15 protein-coding genes are annotated in these 16,344 nt (G+C 74.1%); 5 read left to right on the forward strand and 10 right to left on the reverse strand.

The window, feature by feature from the left end:
• Positions 1 to 70 precede the first annotated feature (70 nt).
• Positions 71 to 1,297 carry a restriction endonuclease subunit S gene (locus ACYVG5_RS08255; RefSeq protein WP_222044795.1) on the reverse strand — a complete coding sequence of 409 codons (1,227 nt, stop codon included), beginning with the start codon at positions 1,295 to 1,297 and terminating at the stop codon, positions 71 to 73.
• Entirely contained in the window at positions 1,294 to 3,273 is a 1,980-nt protein-coding gene (locus tag ACYVG5_RS08260) for a type I restriction-modification system subunit M (RefSeq protein ID WP_222044797.1), read from the reverse strand. The genes ACYVG5_RS08255 and ACYVG5_RS08260 overlap by 4 nt, the downstream gene beginning before the upstream one ends.
• 280 nt (positions 3,274 to 3,553) lie before the next feature.
• Here ACYVG5_RS08260 and ACYVG5_RS08265 point away from each other — a divergent pair, with 280 nt between their 5' ends.
• The 3 genes from ACYVG5_RS08265 to ACYVG5_RS08275 all read left to right on the forward strand — a co-directional run bounded on the left by ACYVG5_RS08265 (position 3,554) and on the right by ACYVG5_RS08275 (position 6,454).
• A complete protein-coding gene (locus tag ACYVG5_RS08265; protein WP_246629513.1) occupies positions 3,554 to 3,913 on the forward strand; it encodes a hypothetical protein in 360 nt (119 codons plus the stop codon).
• Between the two features lie 198 nt (positions 3,914 to 4,111).
• Entirely contained in the window at positions 4,112 to 5,068 is a 957-nt protein-coding gene (locus ACYVG5_RS08270; protein WP_222044803.1) for a DUF808 domain-containing protein, read from the forward strand.
• A gap of 129 nt (positions 5,069 to 5,197) precedes the next feature.
• The gene (locus ACYVG5_RS08275) at positions 5,198 to 6,454 is read left to right on the forward strand and encodes an APC family permease (RefSeq protein WP_222044805.1); all 1,257 of its coding nucleotides are present in this window, start codon (positions 5,198 to 5,200) and stop codon (positions 6,452 to 6,454) included.
• Between the two features lie 16 nt (positions 6,455 to 6,470).
• Here ACYVG5_RS08275 and ACYVG5_RS08280 read toward each other — a convergent pair whose 3' ends face one another.
• Positions 6,471 to 7,277, reverse strand: a complete 807-nt coding sequence (locus ACYVG5_RS08280; RefSeq protein WP_222044807.1) for an alpha/beta fold hydrolase — start codon at positions 7,275 to 7,277, stop codon at positions 6,471 to 6,473.
• A gap of 78 nt (positions 7,278 to 7,355) precedes the next feature.
• Between ACYVG5_RS08280 and ACYVG5_RS08285 the strand changes: the two genes are divergently transcribed.
• Entirely contained in the window at positions 7,356 to 8,012 is a 657-nt protein-coding gene (locus ACYVG5_RS08285; RefSeq protein ID WP_222045370.1) for a CDP-alcohol phosphatidyltransferase family protein, read from the forward strand.
• Positions 8,013 to 8,119: 107 nt separating this feature from the next.
• On the forward strand, positions 8,120 to 9,097 hold the full coding sequence (locus ACYVG5_RS08290; protein ID WP_222044809.1) for a carbohydrate kinase family protein: 978 nt from the start codon (positions 8,120 to 8,122) through the stop codon (positions 9,095 to 9,097).
• Between the two features lie 135 nt (positions 9,098 to 9,232).
• Here the strand turns inward: ACYVG5_RS08290 and ACYVG5_RS08295 are convergent, their stop codons facing one another.
• The 7 genes from ACYVG5_RS08295 to ACYVG5_RS08325 all read right to left on the reverse strand — a co-directional run bounded on the left by ACYVG5_RS08295 (position 9,233) and on the right by ACYVG5_RS08325 (position 16,269).
• On the reverse strand, positions 9,233 to 9,889 hold the full coding sequence (locus ACYVG5_RS08295; RefSeq protein ID WP_460683088.1) for a flavin reductase family protein: 657 nt from the start codon (positions 9,887 to 9,889) through the stop codon (positions 9,233 to 9,235).
• Complete coding sequence (locus tag ACYVG5_RS08300; RefSeq protein WP_460683089.1) at positions 9,886 to 11,061, reverse strand: glycosyltransferase family 2 protein; 1,176 nt, start codon at positions 11,059 to 11,061, stop codon at positions 9,886 to 9,888. Before ACYVG5_RS08300 ends, ACYVG5_RS08295 begins: the two co-directional genes overlap by 4 nt.
• On the reverse strand, positions 11,058 to 11,891 hold the full coding sequence (locus ACYVG5_RS08305; RefSeq protein WP_460683090.1) for a carotenoid biosynthesis protein: 834 nt from the start codon (positions 11,889 to 11,891) through the stop codon (positions 11,058 to 11,060). The genes ACYVG5_RS08300 and ACYVG5_RS08305 overlap by 4 nt, the downstream gene beginning before the upstream one ends.
• Positions 11,888 to 13,570, reverse strand: a complete 1,683-nt coding sequence (locus tag ACYVG5_RS08310) for a phytoene desaturase family protein (protein WP_460683091.1) — start codon at positions 13,568 to 13,570, stop codon at positions 11,888 to 11,890. The genes ACYVG5_RS08305 and ACYVG5_RS08310 overlap by 4 nt, the downstream gene beginning before the upstream one ends.
• A complete protein-coding gene (locus ACYVG5_RS08315; protein WP_222044811.1) occupies positions 13,567 to 14,160 on the reverse strand; it encodes a GNAT family N-acetyltransferase in 594 nt (197 codons plus the stop codon). Before ACYVG5_RS08315 ends, ACYVG5_RS08310 begins: the two co-directional genes overlap by 4 nt.
• Positions 14,157 to 14,678 carry a YbaK/EbsC family protein gene (locus ACYVG5_RS08320; protein ID WP_222045380.1) on the reverse strand — a complete coding sequence of 174 codons (522 nt, stop codon included), beginning with the start codon at positions 14,676 to 14,678 and terminating at the stop codon, positions 14,157 to 14,159. The genes ACYVG5_RS08315 and ACYVG5_RS08320 overlap by 4 nt, the downstream gene beginning before the upstream one ends.
• A 142-nt stretch (positions 14,679 to 14,820) precedes the next feature.
• Entirely contained in the window at positions 14,821 to 16,269 is a 1,449-nt protein-coding gene (locus tag ACYVG5_RS08325; protein ID WP_222044813.1) for an MFS transporter, read from the reverse strand.
• Between the last annotated feature and the right edge of the window lie 75 nt (positions 16,270 to 16,344).

Raw genomic sequence — 16,344 nt, forward strand, 5'->3', positions numbered from 1 at the left:
ATCTGATACCTATCTGGATACCGATCTTGGCGACGTCCTGTGCCGCGCGCCACGGCGTCGCGGTCGGCCATCACGCCACCGCCCGAGCCGTCGTGACGTCGAACTGGCCGGTCACGGCGGCGGTGATCAGCGCCTGCTTCCGTTCCTGCGCGACACTAATCCAGCGGTCCATGTGCCGTCGTGCGAGTCCCACATGGTCGGCACGCTCGTCAAGTTCCTCGATCATTCGTTCCTGGTCTGCACGTGACGGATGCGATATCTCCAGGGCGCGGAGCGTCTCGTTGTTGATGATCGGCAGCGTCGTGAACGGAGCGGTCGCCCTCATGGTTGTTTGACGACACCAGAGCGACCAAGTGAGATAGCGAGGGACTACGGCTTCGGAGGGCTCCAGGCAGGTTAGCTGCTGGTTGCCAGTCGCATCCTCGTCAAGGTGAGCAACACGGCCAGCGGTCGCGCCTATCCCGATCACCACGGTCGAATTCGCGCCGAATCGGGGAAACAATGATGCTGCCTGGCGGTCGATGTACTTGGTGGCTGGACCGAGGCTGAGCGTCGAGCCGGAGAAGCTCGCAGGGGAAAGCCACGCGAGACCCGATGAAGCGTCTTCGCCCTCTACCCAGACCCATTGCTGCTCCGGAGTGGGAGTGGCGCCGGTCTTGATGGATCGGACAAGCCTGCGCAGCGGAACTTGACGTTGATCGGTGGCCCCGCCGCCGACGAGAAGACGTTCGGCGGCAGAGGAAAGTGCGTTCGTAAGCAACTCTGACTGCCGGTGGCGAAGGGCGACGGCGCGGTCGATCCGGTCGACCTGGTCGTCGAGGAAGTCAGCGATTCGTTGCTGCTCTTCGCGCGTGAACGAGGTGATCGGCCAGTTTGCGACGAAGTCCGCGGGTACGCGCTGAAGGCCTGCGACGCCCTGATAGGAGGCCACTCCTTGGGCGACGAAGGTCGCTGATCGAGTGACGTAGGCGAGAAACCGCGCGTCGGAGCCAGACCGCGGACGGAGAAGGTGGAGTTCGCTACTCCCGGCGCCGAGGCCGTTGGTGAGGCCTCTGATGACCGTTGCCCGGGCGTGCTGGAACGTCGGCGCTGTCTTAGGGACAAGCACGTCACCGTCCTGGAAACGGACGTATCCGGAGCTGACATCTGCCTTGATGGCGAATCGACTCGTGTCCAGCCGGGCATCTGCCCAGACCGTCTCCAGCGGCATGAAGGTCAGTTCAGCAGAGGGAGCCAGTGCGTCGAAGGCGAGTGTGCCCGGATTCACATGTGCCAGGTGCCGGATGCGCAGCGTCATCGCTTGAGCCCTGCCAACAGCTGCTGAATGTCCGTCGCCACGGCTTCCAGTTCCGCGTCGATCTCGGCCAGCGGCCGCGGCGGCACGTACTTGTAGAAGAACCGCGTGAACGGAACCTCGTAGCCGATCTTCGTCTTCGTGTAATCGACCCACGCATCCGGCACGTGTGGCAGCACCTCCCGCTCGACGTACTCATCGACGTCGTCGACCAAGGGCACGTTCTCGTTGTCGCGCAGGTCCGGATCGGGCAGCGGCTCCCCCTTCCGGTCGGTCACCACCGGCGCGTCCGGATCAGCCACCGCGGCTGCGGCGAGCACCGCCTTCTTCAGCGGTGCCGACAAACCTATCTGTCGACGGGCGGTGCAGGCGTTGAGCAGCAACTTCGTGAACGCGGCCTCGGTGTCCTCCGTCGTCCCGACCAGGTCGGCCAGCGCGCCGAGCAGTGCGTCGTGGGTGCGGCGGGCGTCGTCGTCCCCGACGGAGAGGGCGACCACCGGCTTGGCCGCGCGAACGGCCTCGATCGTCTCCGCGGTGACCGTCCAGCGGCGGCGCAGCGGCCGCTCCACGGTGATCCGCCGGAAGCCGAAGGTGTCGTTGTCGAACACCTTCACCCGCTCGTCGGTGTCCGCCAGGGACGGGGCGTCGGCATAGAGGCGGGTGATCGCGGCGATGTGGTCGTCGTCCAGGTACTTGCGCTTGTCACCCAGCGACTTGCGCATCTTCGACCACTCGCCGCGGGCGTCGATCAGCGCGACCGTGCCCTGCCGCTCGGGGCGCTTGCGGTTGGTGACGATCCAGACGTAGGTGCTGATCCCGGTGTTGTAGAAGAGCTGGTCGGGCAGCGCGACGATGCCCTCGAGCCAATCGTTCTCGATGATCCAGCGGCGGATGTTGCTCTCGCCCGACTCGGCGGCGCCGGCGAACAGCGGGCTGCCGGAGAAGACGATCGCCACCCGGCTGCCGCCGTCCTCGGCCGGCTTCATCCGGGCGATCATCTGCTGCAGGAACAGCAGGCTGCCGTCGGAAACCCGGGGCAGCCCGGCGCTGAACCGGCCGCCGGGCTGCTTGGCCTCGGCGGCGATGACGTCCTTGGACTTGTTCCAGTCGACGCCGAAGGGCGGGTTGGCCAGCAGGTAGTCGAAACGCTTGTCGGCGTGGCCGTCGGCGGTGAGCGTGTTGCCCAGCACGATCCGCTCCGGGTCCTGCCCCTGGATCAGCAGGTCCGACCGGGCGATGGCCCAGGTCTCGGGGTTGAGCTCCTGGCCGAACATCTCCAGCCGGGCCTTCGGGTTCAGCCGGGTCAGGTGCTGGTCGGAGATGTTCAGCATGCCGCCGGTGCCGCAGGCCGGGTCGTAGATCGACCGCACCGGCGCGGTGCCGGTGAGCACGTCGGAGTCCTCGCCGAACAGCAGGTTGACGATGAGCCGGATGACCTCGCGCGGGGTGAAGTGCTCACCCGCCGTCTCGTTGGAGAGCTCGGAGAACCGGCGCAGCAGCTCCTCGAACAGGTAACCCATCGCGTGGTTGGAGACGGCCTGCGGGCGCAGGTCCAGGTCGGCGAACTTGCCGAGCACCAGGTACAGCAGGCCGGCGTCGTCCAGCCGGCTGATCTGCTCGTCGAACCGGTACTTCTCCAGCACCAGGGCCGCACCAGGGGAGAACTGCCCGATGTAGGCGCGCAGCTGCGCGGCCAGGTTGTTGGGGGAGTCGAGCAGCTTGGGAAAGGTCAGCGGGCTGGTGTTGTAGAACGGCACCCCGGCGGCCTGCTTCAGCAGCAGGTCGGGGGTGTCGGTGACGCCCTTCAACTGCTCGGCGCGGGCCAGCACGGCCGGCTTGGTCTCCTCCAGCACCGCGTCCAGCCGGCGCAGCACCAGCAGCGGCAGGATCACGCCGCGGTACTCGGCCGGCTTGTAGTCACCGCGCAACAGGTCGGCGACCTGCCAGACGAACTGGACCTTGCCCTCGAAACCGTCCACGTGCTGCCCCGTTCGATCGACCGCCGGCGCTGCCCGTTCGGTAGCCGACGCCCAAGGGTCTACCTGACGCCCCGCTCCGGTGCGGGCAGCGACCCAGCGGGAGTGGCCACCCGGGCGCATGAGGCGGGCGAGGCGGCCGACGTTCCCGCGGGGACGCCGGTCGCGTCGAGATCGGGCTTCTGAGGCACTGCCACGCCGCTCGAGTGCCCCAGATCCCCGATCTCGGCGGCGGCGGCGGTTCCGCGGAACCGTCCCGGCTGGCTACGGTGCCCCGGTGATCATGACCGCCGCCGTCCTGGCGTGTGTGCTGCTGGCCGGGCTGGCCGTCTTCCAGGGCGCACTCGTCGCCGGTGCGCCGCTGGGGCGATTCGCCTGGGGTGGGCAGCACCGGGTGCTGCCCACCGGCCTGCGGATCGGCAGTGTCGTCTCGATCGCCCTCTACGCGCTGTTCGCGGTGGTACTCGTGGCGGCGGCGCGGCCGTCGACGGGCGTGCCCGACGTGGCGATCTGGGTGCTCGCCGGCTACTTCCTGCTCGGCGTCGGGCTCAACGCGATCAGCCGGAGCCGCCCGGAGCGGCTGGCGATGACGCCGGTCGCCCTGGTGCTCGCCATCTGCTGTCTGGTCGTCGCCCTCGGCTGACCGTGAGCACGATCGTGTCGGGCGCCTGTGAGGCGAACGTCCCCGTTCCCGCCGGACGGGGCGTTCCCCGGCCCCGGCCGGGTACCGCCGCCGGGGAACGCCGGGCGGGTGACCGCGCGGCGCCCGCGCGCGTTGCGGCCGGATGGATCACCATCACTGGGACAGCACACGAGTGCTGACCGACCGGAAGGACTTCCCTTGGCGGGTGGACTCGTAGCCCTGTTCGACGACGTGGCGGTGCTGGCGCGCACTGCCGCCGCATCCGTCGACGACATCGGGCTCGCTGCTGGCCGGGCCAGCGCCAAGGCCGCCGGCGTCGTCGTCGACGATGCCGCCGTCACGCCGCAGTACGTCCGTGGCCTGGCTGCCGAGCGCGAGCTGCCGATCATCCGGCGCATCGCCAAGGGGTCGTTGCGCAACAAGCTGCTCATCATCCTGCCCGCGGTGCTGCTGCTCAGCCAGTTCCTGCCGTTCCTGCTCACCCCGATCCTCATGCTCGGCGGCGCCTACCTGTGCTACGAGGGCGCGGAGAAGGTCTGGCACAAGCTCCGCCCCCATCACGACGCCCACGCTGCGGGCGAGGAGACGCTCCCGGACGAGGACACCGTCGTGTCCGGCGCCGTGCGCACCGACTTCATCCTGTCGGCGGAGATCATGGTGATCTCGCTGAACGAGGTGGTCGACGAGCCGTTCTTCTCCCGGGCGGTGATCCTCGCGGTCGTCGCGCTCGGCATCACCGTCCTGGTGTACGGCGTCGTCGGCCTGATCGTGAAGATGGACGACCTGGGACTGCGCCTGGCCGAACGCCCCAGGAAGGGTGTGGCCCGAATCGGCCGCGGACTGGTGAAGGCGATGCCACGCCTGCTCGCCGCGCTCACCGTGGTCGGGACGGCCGCGATGCTGTGGGTCGGCGGTCACATCCTGCTGGTCGGCACCGACGAGCTGGGCCTCACCGTCCTGTACGACGTCGTGCACCACCTGGAGGAGGCGGCAGCGGCGGCCACCGGAGCCCTCGGGTCGGTCGTGGGCTGGCTGGTCAACACGCTGGCCAGCGCGATTCTCGGGCTCATCGTCGGCGCACTGGTCGTGGTCGTCATGAGCCTCACGTTCCACCGCCGGAAAGCCGAGCCCGCGAGCGGGGCCACGACGCACTAGCTGGACCGACCCGGCGTCACCCTGGACACCGGATCGGCGATCGCGCCCTCCCGGCCCACCCGCTACCGGCTGCTGACGCCGGCCGGGGCCGGCCCGGCAGGATGAGCGGGTGCAGAGCGGGGGCGGACGGTGAGCACCGGCCCGCAGCTGGCCCGCCGGCTGGGGACCACCGACGCCGTGGTGATCGGCCTGGGGTCGATGATCGGCGCGGGCGTCTTCGCCGCATTCGGCCCCGCCGCCCGCGCGGCCGGCGCCGGCCTGCTGATCGGGCTGGCGGTCGCGGCCGTGGTGGCGTACTGCAACGCCACCTCCTCCGCACAGCTGGCCGCGCAGTACCCCACCTCGGGCGGCACGTACGTGTACGGGCGGGAGCGGCTGGGGCCCTGGTGGGGCTTCCTGGCCGGCTGGGGGTTCGTGGTCGGCAAGACCGCGAGCTGTGCGGCGATGGCGCTGACCTTCGCCGCCTACGCCGTCCCGGCCGCGTGGCAGCGACCGGTGGCGGCCGCGGCGGTGATCGCACTGGCGGCGGTGAACTACCGCGGCGTGACCCGCACCGCGCGGCTGACCCGCGGGATCGTCGCCGTGGTCCTGCTGGCCCTGGCCGTCGCCGTGGTCGCCGGTCTCGCCGGTGGCCAGGCAGATCCGTCCCGGCTGGCCGGCTGGAGCTCTCCGACGGGTGGCTGGTACGGCGCGCTGCAGTCCGCCGGGCTGCTGTTCTTCGCCTTCGCCGGGTACGCCCGCATCGCCACCATGGGCGAGGAGGTCCGCGATCCGGAGCGGACCATCCCGCGCGCCATCCCGTTGGCCCTCGGCATCGTCGTGGTCGTGTACGGCGTCGTCGCCGTCACCGTGCTGACCGTCCTGGACCCGGCGCAGGTCGCCGGGTCCAGTGCGCCGCTGGCCGCCGCGGTCGGCGCGGGGAGCTGGGACTGGGCCGTGCCGGTGGTGCGCTTCGGTGCCGCGGCGGCCGCGCTCGGGGCGTTGCTGGCGCTCATCGCCGGCATCGGGCGGACCAGCCTGGCCATGGCCCGGCAGTCCGACCTGCCGCGGTGGCTCGCCGCGGTCCATCCGCGCCACCGGGTGCCGCACCACGCCGAGGTCGCGCTGGCCGCGGTCGTCTGCGTCCTGGTGTTCGCCATCGACCTGCGCGGTGCGATCGGCTTCTCCTCCTTCGGCGTGCTGCTCTACTACTTCGTCGCCAACGTCGCTGCCGTCACCCAGCCGGCCGGGCGACGCCGCCATCCGCGGTGGCTGCCGGTGCTCGGCGCCGCCGGCTGCCTGCTGCTGGTCGCGACCCTGCCCTGGCCGGCGGTGACCATCGGGTTGGCCGTCCTCGCCGCCGGCGCCGGGTACCGGGCGGCGCGGCTGCGCCTCGCCCGGCGCTGACTGGGCCGGCCCGGCGTCAGCCCCGGCGCAGCCGGGCGCAGTCGGCCGGACCGAGCTCCGCCGGCGGGCCGGTGGCCAGCTGGGCCAGCACGATGCCCTGGACGACGGGGTCGGCGGGGAGCTGCCCGTGGCCCACCTGGGAGTCGGCGCAGACCGACTGCACCGGCAGATCCAGCGCGCCCTCGAGCCGGGCGGACTCCGGCGGGGTCACCGTCCGGTCGGCCGTCGTCCACACCGACACCCAGGTGGGGCCCGCCGGCGTCTCGTCGCCGGCATTGAGCCGGTCGAGCAGCGGGCTGTCGGTGGTCAGCTGCCGGCAGCCGGCCGGGCACTGCCCCGGTGCGATCGCGGTGGCCAGGTCGGCGAGGGTGGTGCCGTGGTGCGGCGCGCCCAGGGTCACCACCCGGCGGACCGCGGCGGCTCCGCCGTCGGCGGCCCACAGCCGGGCGATGACCCCGCCGGCCGAGTAGCCGACCACGTCGACGCTGTCCGCGCCGGTGCGGGCCAGGGCGTCGGCCACCGCCGCGGCGAGGGCGTCCGCCGACGCCGCCAGGTCCCCGGTGCCGTCGCCGGGCACCGGCACGACCGTGGCGTCCCGCCCGGCGGCGGTCAGCCGCGCGGCCAGCGGCTCGAGCGAGCGGGTGGAGCCGCCGTAGCCGGGGACCAGCAGCACCGGGCCGGGCACCTCCCGGGCCACCGGTGCCGGCTCGTCGGCGGTCAGCCGGGGGAGGAGCAGCGCGGCGGTGAGCGCCAGCACCGCGACGACGGCGACCGCGAACAGTACGGCCAGGCGGCGGCGGGCGGGAGAGTAACCGGCGAGCACGCGCCCCACTGTCCCTGCCCTGGCTGAGTGGGGCGCTGCCTGGTGGACTGCACCGGTGCAGCGGAACGTGGGGCCCCGGTGCTGAGCCGGGACGAGTACCTCGCTGCCTGGGCCACCTGGCACGGCGGTACCGACCCGGCGGCCAGCCGGCTGGTCCGCGGCTGGCTCACGCTGGCCTACACGCTGGCCCGGCCGTTCGCCGGCCGGTCACCGCTGCTGGCCACCGCGCTGGGCCTGGGCGTGGCTGCCGGTGCCGTACCGCCGGCGCTGGCCGGCGGGGGCTGGCTGGTGCTGGCCGGGGTGCTCGTCGGGCTGTCCGGGTTGCTCGACTCCCTGGACGGCGCGCTGGCCATCGCCGGGGGAACGGCGTCCCGGCGCGGCTTCGTGCTGGACTCCGTGGTCGACCGGTTGACCGAGGTGGCTTACGCCGGAGCGCTGTGGGCGGCGGGGGCGCCGGGTTGGCTGGCCGCGGCCTTCGGCGCGCTGTGCTGGCTCCCCGACTACGTGCGGGCCCGCGCCGGCCAGGCCGGGGTGGCCGAGACCGGGGTCGTCTCGGTGTGGGAGCGCCCGACCCGGGTGGCGATGGCCGGGATGACCCTGGTCGGTGCCGGCGTCGTCGCGGCGCTCGATCCCGGTGCGTGGGTGGTGACCACCGGTGCGGCGGTCGGCTGCCTGCTGGGGGTGGTCGGCACCGCGCAGCTGGGCCGTCAGGTGCGCCGGGCCCTGGCCGACTGAGCGAGGGACGGCGGCTGCTCCTAGGCTGGTGCAGCCCCGGTGCTCGCCACCGGTCCGGGGTCCAGAGGCCCCCCGGTGGCTCCCACCTGCACGCGAGAGGTGTTCCGATGCCCGTCGTCGTGACCGGTTCGATCGCCACCGACCACCTGATGACCTTCCCCGGGAGGTTCACCGACCAGTTCGTCGAGGGCAAGATGGAGAACGTCTCGCTCTCCTTCCTGGTCGACGACCTGGTCCAGCACCGCGGCGGGGCCGGGGCCAACATGGCCTACGGCCTCGGGCTGCTGGGGCTGGGCCCGGTGCTGGTCGGCTCTGTGGGCAGCGACTTCGACGACTACGACGCCTGGCTGACCCGGCACGGCGTGGACACCGGCAGCGTGCGCTGGTCGGAGCTCAAGCACACCGCCCGCTTCGTCTGCACGACCGACACCGCGAACAACCAGATCGCCTCGTTCTACTCCGGCGCCATGTCCGAGGCCTCGTTGATCGAGCTGGCACCGGTGGCCCGGCGGGTCGGCGGCCCCGACCTGGTGATCGTGGGGCCCAACGATCCGCAGGCGATGGTCCAGCACACCCAGGAATGCCGGGACCGCGGCTACCCGTTCATGGCCGACCCGTCCCAGCAGCTGGCCTGGGCCGACGGGGAGATGATCCGCACCCTGGTCGACGGCGCCGACCTGCTGTTCACCAACGAGTACGAGCACGCGCTGCTGCTGCAGAAGACCGGCTGGAGCGAGGGCGAGGTGCTCTCCCGGGTCGGCACCTGGGTGACCACGCGGTCGGCCAAGGGCGTGATCGTCGAGCAGGCGGGGCAGACGCCGATCGAGGTGATCGCCGTCCCGGAGACCAAGCCGGTCGAGCCCACCGGCGGCGGCGACGCGCTGCGCGCCGGTTTCGTGGCCGCCCGGCAGTGGGGGCTCGGGCTGGAGCGGGCCACCCAGGTGGGCTCCGCGGTGGCGACCGCGGCGATCGAGGTCATCGGCACCCAGGAGTACAGCCTGCCCACGGGGCCGTTCCTGGACCGCTTCGCCGCCGCGTTCGGCACCGCCGCCGCCGACGAGGTGGCCCCGCACCTGCCCGGCTGAGCACATCGTCGTCCTCCGGACGACACCGCGGCCAGGAGCCGTACCCGGTCGGCGGTGAGCCGTTGCCAGCGCCCCGGCCGGGAGCCTCCGGCCCCGCAGCCGGTCCGCTGAGCGCGCTGTCGCACGCAGGTCCGATCAGTCGCCGCGGACGCGTTCGCCGATCGTCGGGTCGGCGGACCACGTGCCGTAGGGGATCCGGCGGATCTCCTTGATCTCGCCGAGGGCCGCCCACTCGTTGCCACCCAGCCGGGCCAGCGGCTGCAGGTGCTCGATCCGCGGGCGGCCCTCGCGCACGGCGTGCTCGTGGACGGCGACGTGCACCACCCGGCCGAGGACGACGGTGCTGTCGCCCAGCCGCAGCGTCGAGTGCAGCGTGCACTCCAGCGCGACGGGTGACTGGGCCACCCGCGGCACGCTGATCCGCTCGCTGGGCTCCAGTCGCACGCCGGCGTGCTCGGCCTCGCTCTGGTCGGGCGGGAAATCCGTGCCGGTGGCGTTGACCTGCTCGAAGAGCGACACCGGGGTGAGGTTGATCGTGAACTCTCCGGTCGCCTCGGCGTTGACCAGCGAGTCCTTGCGGCCCACCGAGGTGAACTGCACGATCGGCGGGTCGACGCAGGCGACCGTGTAGAACGAGTGCGGCGCCAGGTTGTGCACGCCGCCGGGCGACCGGGTGACCACCCAGGCGATGGGCCGGGGCACCACCACCGAGTTCAGCACCCGGTAGAACGCCGGGGCCGCCATCTCTGCCGGGTCGAAGGAGACGCGCGGCGGGCTGCTCTGCTCGGTCACCCGCCCATCGTCGGGGACGCCGCGCCACCCGGCGAGACCGGGGGGACGCGCGTGCCGGGCAGCGCGCGGCCCCGCCACTGCAGACCGCCCCGCCGGTGGCCGGCCAGCGAGCGGGCGACCAGCACGTCGAGCAGGGCGATCGAGATCGGATGGGCCAGCGAGTCGGGCCAGACCCGGCCGCCGGTGCGCGCGGCGACCACGGCCCGACCGGCGACGCCGGCGGCATACCCGGCCAGCCCCGCACGCGAGCCGGCCAGCGCGGCCAGCGGCGGCACCAGCCAGACTGCGCTGAGCCCCGCGGTGGCCGCCACGGCTGCCGCCGGCCGTCCGCCGACGGCCGACCACAGCGACTTCGCGTAGCCCTCGCGCAGCTCGGGCCACCCCGAGTACATCCGGCAGGCGGCCAGCGTGGAGCCGTCCACGACGACGCCCCGCCCACCGGCGGCCTTCACCGCGCGCAGCAGGGCGATGTCCTCGATCACCGCGCCGCGCACCGCCGCGTGCCCGCCGGCCCGGTCGTAGGCCGGTCGCCGGACGACCAGGAACTGGCCGTTGGCGGCGGCCAGCGACGGCCGGGGTGACCGTTCGGCCAGCCGCAGCGGCAGGAAGGTGGCCCACAGCCACTGCTGCAGCGGTTGCACCAGCCGCTCAGCGGCGCTGCCGGCCAGTTGCCGGGGCCAGGGCGAGACCAGGTCGAGGCGGTGCGCGTCGAGCAGCGCGACGGCCGAGGCGATCGCGTCGGGCATCAGCCGGACGTCGGCGTCGACGAACACCAGCACCTCGGCGTTCCCGGCCGCGGCGGCGCCCTGGGCGCACGCGTTGGGCTTGCCCAGCCAGCCGGCACCGGGCGGGGTGGCGGGCAGCAGCCGCACCCGGTCGTCGGGCACCGCCGCGACCCGGCCGGCGGTGCCGTCGGTCGAGCCGTCGTCGACCACGACGATCCGCAGCCGGGGCACGCCCCGTTGGTCGAGCACGGCCGCCAGGCAGTCGGCCACCTGCCCGGCCTCGTCGCGGACCGGCAGCACCACGGTCACCGGAACGGTCACCGCCGGCGCCGGAACCGGCGGGCGGCGCAGCAGTCCGGTGTTGACCGCGGCGTGCAGTGCGGCCAGCACCGAGGCGGCGGCCCCGCCGCGGACCACCGCCCGCGCCAGCCGCCGCCACCGGTTCACCGGGTGCCCGCCCGGCGGGCGCGCAGCACGACGGCGACCGCGGCCAGCACCGGCAACGCGAGGACCGCCCCCCAGACGGCGGACCCGGGCAGGCCCAGCCAGCCGGCGTGCGCGACCGCGCCGCCGAGGGTCATCCAGCCCAGGACCAGCAGCGGCGCAGCATCCGCGAACGGGACCCCGGAAGGCCGGGCGGTGCGGGCGACCAGCCGGTCGAGCAGGGTCATGAGCACCAGCCCGGCGAGCAGCCACCCGCCCAGGTTGGTCAGCGGCACGGTGTCGATGCCGGGCAGGCCGGGGGCGGGGTGCGCCCAGCGCCAGTAGCCGGCCTGCACCAGCTGTGGGTCGAGGACGACGTCCCAGGCGGCGAAGAGGTAGGCAGCGGCGAGCACCCGGGCCGCGGTCCTCCGCCCCGGCCGCACCCGGGCGGTGAGGAAGGCGGCCAGCACCCAGCTGGGCCAGGCCATCATCAGCCAGGCCAGCGGGACCAGGAACGGAACGCCGAGCAGCGTGGCCCCCAGCGTGTCGCTGTAGGCGTACTCGCCGTACGGGAACCCCGTCGACAGCCCGAGCGACTCGATCAGCACGGCGGCGACGAGAACCAGGACGAGCACGCCCAGCCCGGTGCGCCACCCGCGGCTCGCCGTGGACGAGAGCACCGAGACGCCGGCGCCCAGCAGCACGATCGTCCAGCTCACCGCGTCGCGGCCGGCGCCGTCGGTGAGCGGGTAGGCGATCGCGGTCAGCACCAGCGCGCCGGCCAGCGCCAGCGGCGCCCAGCGCACCGTCGGGGACGGCGCGGACGTGTGCGATGCGGCGACCGCCCCGGTCACCGTCGTCCGCCGCGAACCTGCCGCACCGCCCGGATCGCGCCAGCGATGGTACCGCCGGCCCGGGCACGCGCCCGGGCGGCCGGCCGGCGGTCGGCGAGGACCAGCCGGGCGGCGGTGCGCCCGGAGTTGCCCGACACCCCGCCACCGGGGTGCGTGGAGGCGCCGCTGAGGTACAGCCCGCCGAGCCCCGGCACCCGGTGCTGGGACAGGGCCGGCGTGGGCCGGAAGGTGAACATGCTGGCCAGGCTCATCTCCACGTGCATGACGTTGCCACGCGGCAGCGACAGTTCCCGTTCCAGCTCCAGCGGCGTCTGCACGTACATCCGCTGTACCGAGTCGGCGAAACCGGGGGCGTACCGGTCGACCGCCGCGATCAACTGCCGGGCGGCCGGCTCGGCGAGGGCGTCCCAGTCGCCGCCGTCGGCCAGCGTGTACGGGTACCACTGCCCCCAGACGGTGACGACGTGCTGACCGGCCGGCGCCAGCGTCGGGTCGCTCGCGCTGAACGACATCGCCAGCGGCACCGGCTCGCGCGGCAGCTCACCGGCCAGCCAGTCACCGTGCGCCCGGGCCAGCTGCGCCCGGTCGGTGCACAGCAGTTGCAGTCCCTGCAAGGCCTCGTCCGCGCTGGTGCCGGGGTAGCTGGGCAGGGCGTCGGTCAGGGCCCGGACCACCAGACCGAAGCCGTTGCCCACCGCCGGCGCTGCCGCGGCCAGCGCCGGGGGCGCGTCGTCCCCGGCGAGCTCCCTGGTGGCCAGCACGTGGCAGGCGGCCACCACGACCGGCGCGGTGACCCGCCGGCCGGATGCGGTCTGCACACCGGTGACCCGCCGGTCCCCGGGTGGGCCGTCGACCAGCAGCCGGGCCGCGCCGTCGCCCAGGGTGATCCGGCCGCCGTCGGCGGCCAGCCGGGCGGCGAGCGCCGAGGTGAGACCGCCGGAGCCGCCCACCGGGTGTCCCGGCGGCACGTCGTGCAGCAGCGCGACCCAGGCCACCATGGCCGCCGTTCCGGGCTCGGACATCGGCGGGCCCGACTGGGCGCCGAACCAGGCGAGGGCGGCCTTGAGCCGCTCGCTGGTGAACCACCGGTCGAGCAGGGCGTCGCCGGAGCCGAGGAAGTCGGTGGCCAGTTCGCCGCCCGGGGTGCGCGGCCGGCCACCGGTCGGGGCGCCCAGCGGCCACAGGTGCCGGGCCAGCCTGCCGGGGCTGGGCCGGTCGCCGAAGGCCCGGACGACGGCGGCGCTGCGCGGCCCCCACACCTCGACGAAGTGCCGGTAGGCGGCGGCGTCGGCCGCGCCGCAGGCGGCCTCGATGGAGGCGCAGGTGGCGGCCAGGTCGACGGAGAAGACCAGCGGCCGGCCGGCCGGGCCGGGATCGCCGGGCGAGGGCGCCGGGGCGAACCCCCACGGGTCGCAGTCGATGTAGCGCAGGCCGTACCGCGCCAGGTCCAGTTCCTCGGCCACTCCGCTGTGCCGGATGATCACGTGCGCGCTGGACCCGCGGTCGACCCGGACGCCGGGCCAGCGCTCGACGGTGGAGACGGCACCACCGAGCACGTCGTCGGCCTCGACGACCTCCACGCTCAGCCCGGCCCGGGCCAGGTGGCAGGCGGCGACCAGCCCGTTGTGCCCGGCGCCGATGACGACCGCGTCCACGCTGACGTCGGGGGTGCTGATCACGTCCGCCGGGCCGCCGGGGGAATCGGCAGCCGGACGCCGAGGATGGCGAACGGCCGGGCGTCACCGGGGAAGTGGTAGTCGCGGGCCAGGTCGACGAAGCCGTCGGCGCGGTAGAGCCGGAACGCCTTGGTGTCGGAGTCGGGGGTGCTCAGCAGCGCCGCCGACTGCGGGAGGTCGGCGAGCAGCGCGTGCAGGAGCCGGCGGCCGAGGCCCCGGCTCTGCTGGTCGGGCAGCACGTGCAGCTCGCAGACCTCGAAGGCGCCCGGCAGCCACTGCTTGGCGGTGCGCCGGTCCAGCGCCTGGCGGACCTGGTCGTGCCACCATTGGCCGGGCGCGACCTGGTAGCCGTAGCCGAAGCCGACCAGCCGCTCGCCGGCTGTGCCGTCCCCCCGGGGGGCCTCGGCGAACGCCCCGACGGCGCGGAAACCCTCGCGCTCGGTGTGCTGGACGGCGTAGCCGTAACGGCCGGCGACCACCGAGTCGCCGTAGCCCATCGCCGCTCCGTAGATGGCCAGCACCTCGTGCAGGTGCTCCCGCACCCACGCGGTGGGCAGCTCGGTGACCCGGGCGGCCGGTGTGGTGCCGGTCATCGGGCGCCCGTCTCGGCAGCGGCCGGTGCCGCGGCCGGGCCGGGGCCGACCTCGGCCGGGGTGCCGCCGGTGAGCGCGAGCAGCTCGTCGTAGGTGGTGGGGAAGACCGTGTGCGGGTGCCCGGCCGCGGCCCACACCTGGGCGTGCCGGGCGAGCTCGACGTCCACGAGGGTGCCGATCGGCTCGGGGTGGCCGATCGGGGCGACCCCGCCGATGGCCTGGCCGGTGTGCCGGCGGACGAACTCGGGCGTGGCCCGGGCGATGCACGGGACGCCGAGCAGGCCGGCAACTCCGGCCTCGTCGACCCGGTGGGCACCGCTGGTGAGCACGAGCAGCGGGTTGCCGTCGACGTCGAAGACCAGGCTGTTGGCGATCGCGCCCACGTCGACGCCGAGCTGCGCGGCGGCCGCGGCGGCGGTCCGGGCGCTGTCGGGAAGGGTGCGCACCTCGCCGACGGCGCCGGCCGCGCGCAGCAGCCGCGCGACCTCGGCCACCCGGGGGCGTTCCGGCGGGGTCATGCCGGCGATCCTCCCATCGGTCTCCTGGTCGGGGGTCACCCGGGACGGCGGCCAGTGCGCGGATGTGGGAGGTCTGGAATGGCGGCCAGGCCCGGGGTGGGCCGCCGAGGTGGTGCGGAACCACTGGCTGCGGCAGATCGCCCTACGCGTTCGGACGTCGGCCGGGGGGCGCGGTGGCGAGCGGGGAGCCGATCCCCGTGCCGGTTCCGATGCCGGAGCCCTCCGTGGTGGCGTGGTCACCGGCAGCCAGAGCCCGGCCCGCAGCCCCGTCGGGTGGTGCTGTCGTGGTGAGGTCGCCGGGAAGGGCGTCGAGCGGGTGGACGATCTCGTCGGTGCGCAACCGGGCGGCGGCGATCGCGAGGACGGCCAGGGCCGTGGGCACCAGGCCGGCCAGCAGGAAGGTGGCCGGCATGCCGATCAGCGCGCTCACCGGCCCGGCGAGCGCCATGGACACCGGCATGAACGCCAGGGAGACGAAGAAGTCCAGGCTGGAGACGCGGCCCAGCATGGCCGGGGGAACGCGGCGCTGCAGCAGGGTGCCCCAGATGACGGTGGCGCCCTGGAAGGTGGCGCCGACCACGGCCGCCGCAGCCACCATCACCCACAGCTGCGTCGCCACCCCGAACACCGCCAGCGGCAGGCAGCCCGCGCCCCACAGCATGATCATCACGGTGAGGTAGCGACGGGGCAGTCGGCGCGAGGCGACGACGAGGGAGCCCACGGCCCCGGCGATGCCGAACGCGGTCAGCACCAGCGCGTGGTCGGCCGGCCCGCCCCCGGTCTGGTCGCGGATGGCGAACGGGGTGAGCACCTCCAGCGGGCCCATCACCAGCAGCACGAGCACCGAGGCGAACAGCAACGTGGCGAGCAGCCAGGGCGTCCTGACCATGTAGGCGAAGCCCGCCCGGACGTCGACGAGCACCGCGATGGCAGGGTGCCGTGCCGTCCCGCCGGCGGCCTCGGCCGCTGCGGCCTCCGCGGCGAGGTCGCGACGCAGTGGGGTCGCCGGCAGGCGGAGCAGCGCGAGGACGGCGCCCAGAGCGGCCACCGCGGTCGCGAGCAGGGCCACGCCCGGGGAGGTGGCCGCGACGATCGCCCCGGCTGCCGCCGGCCCGGCGGCCTGCAGCAGCAGAGGGCGGAGGAACCCCTCCAGCCCGTTGGCCGCCAGCAGCTGCTCGGCGGGCAGCAGCGCCGGGACCAGCGCCGAGTACGCCGGGAAGTACAGCCCCTGGGCCAGCCCGACGAGCAGGGACGCGGCGGTCAGGTGCCACAGCTGCAGGAGGCCGGTCAGCGACAGGGCGGCCACCGTCGACGTCGCGACGAGCTCGGCGACGGCGACGGCGAGCAGGATGCGCCGCTGCGGGATCCGATCGGCCAGCGCGCCGCCGAGCAGCGCGGTGAGCAGCATGCCGACGGCCAGGCCGGTGCTGACCAGCGACAGCGCCGCCGGACCGCCGCCGAGTTCGATCACCTGCCAGACCACGGCCAGCAGGTAGAGCCCCGCGGAGCTGAGCGACAGGACGAGGGCGACGGCCAGCCGCCGGTACCCGGGGTGCTGCAGCGGGAACAGCGCGCGGGGGAGAGCCGGCACGGGACGCTCCTCCGGACGGGTCGGATCCGTGGTGGTCGGGGTGGCCGCTGCCCGCCCGCGGGGGTGGAGGGCGGC

Source organism: Modestobacter lapidis, assembly GCF_054780755.1.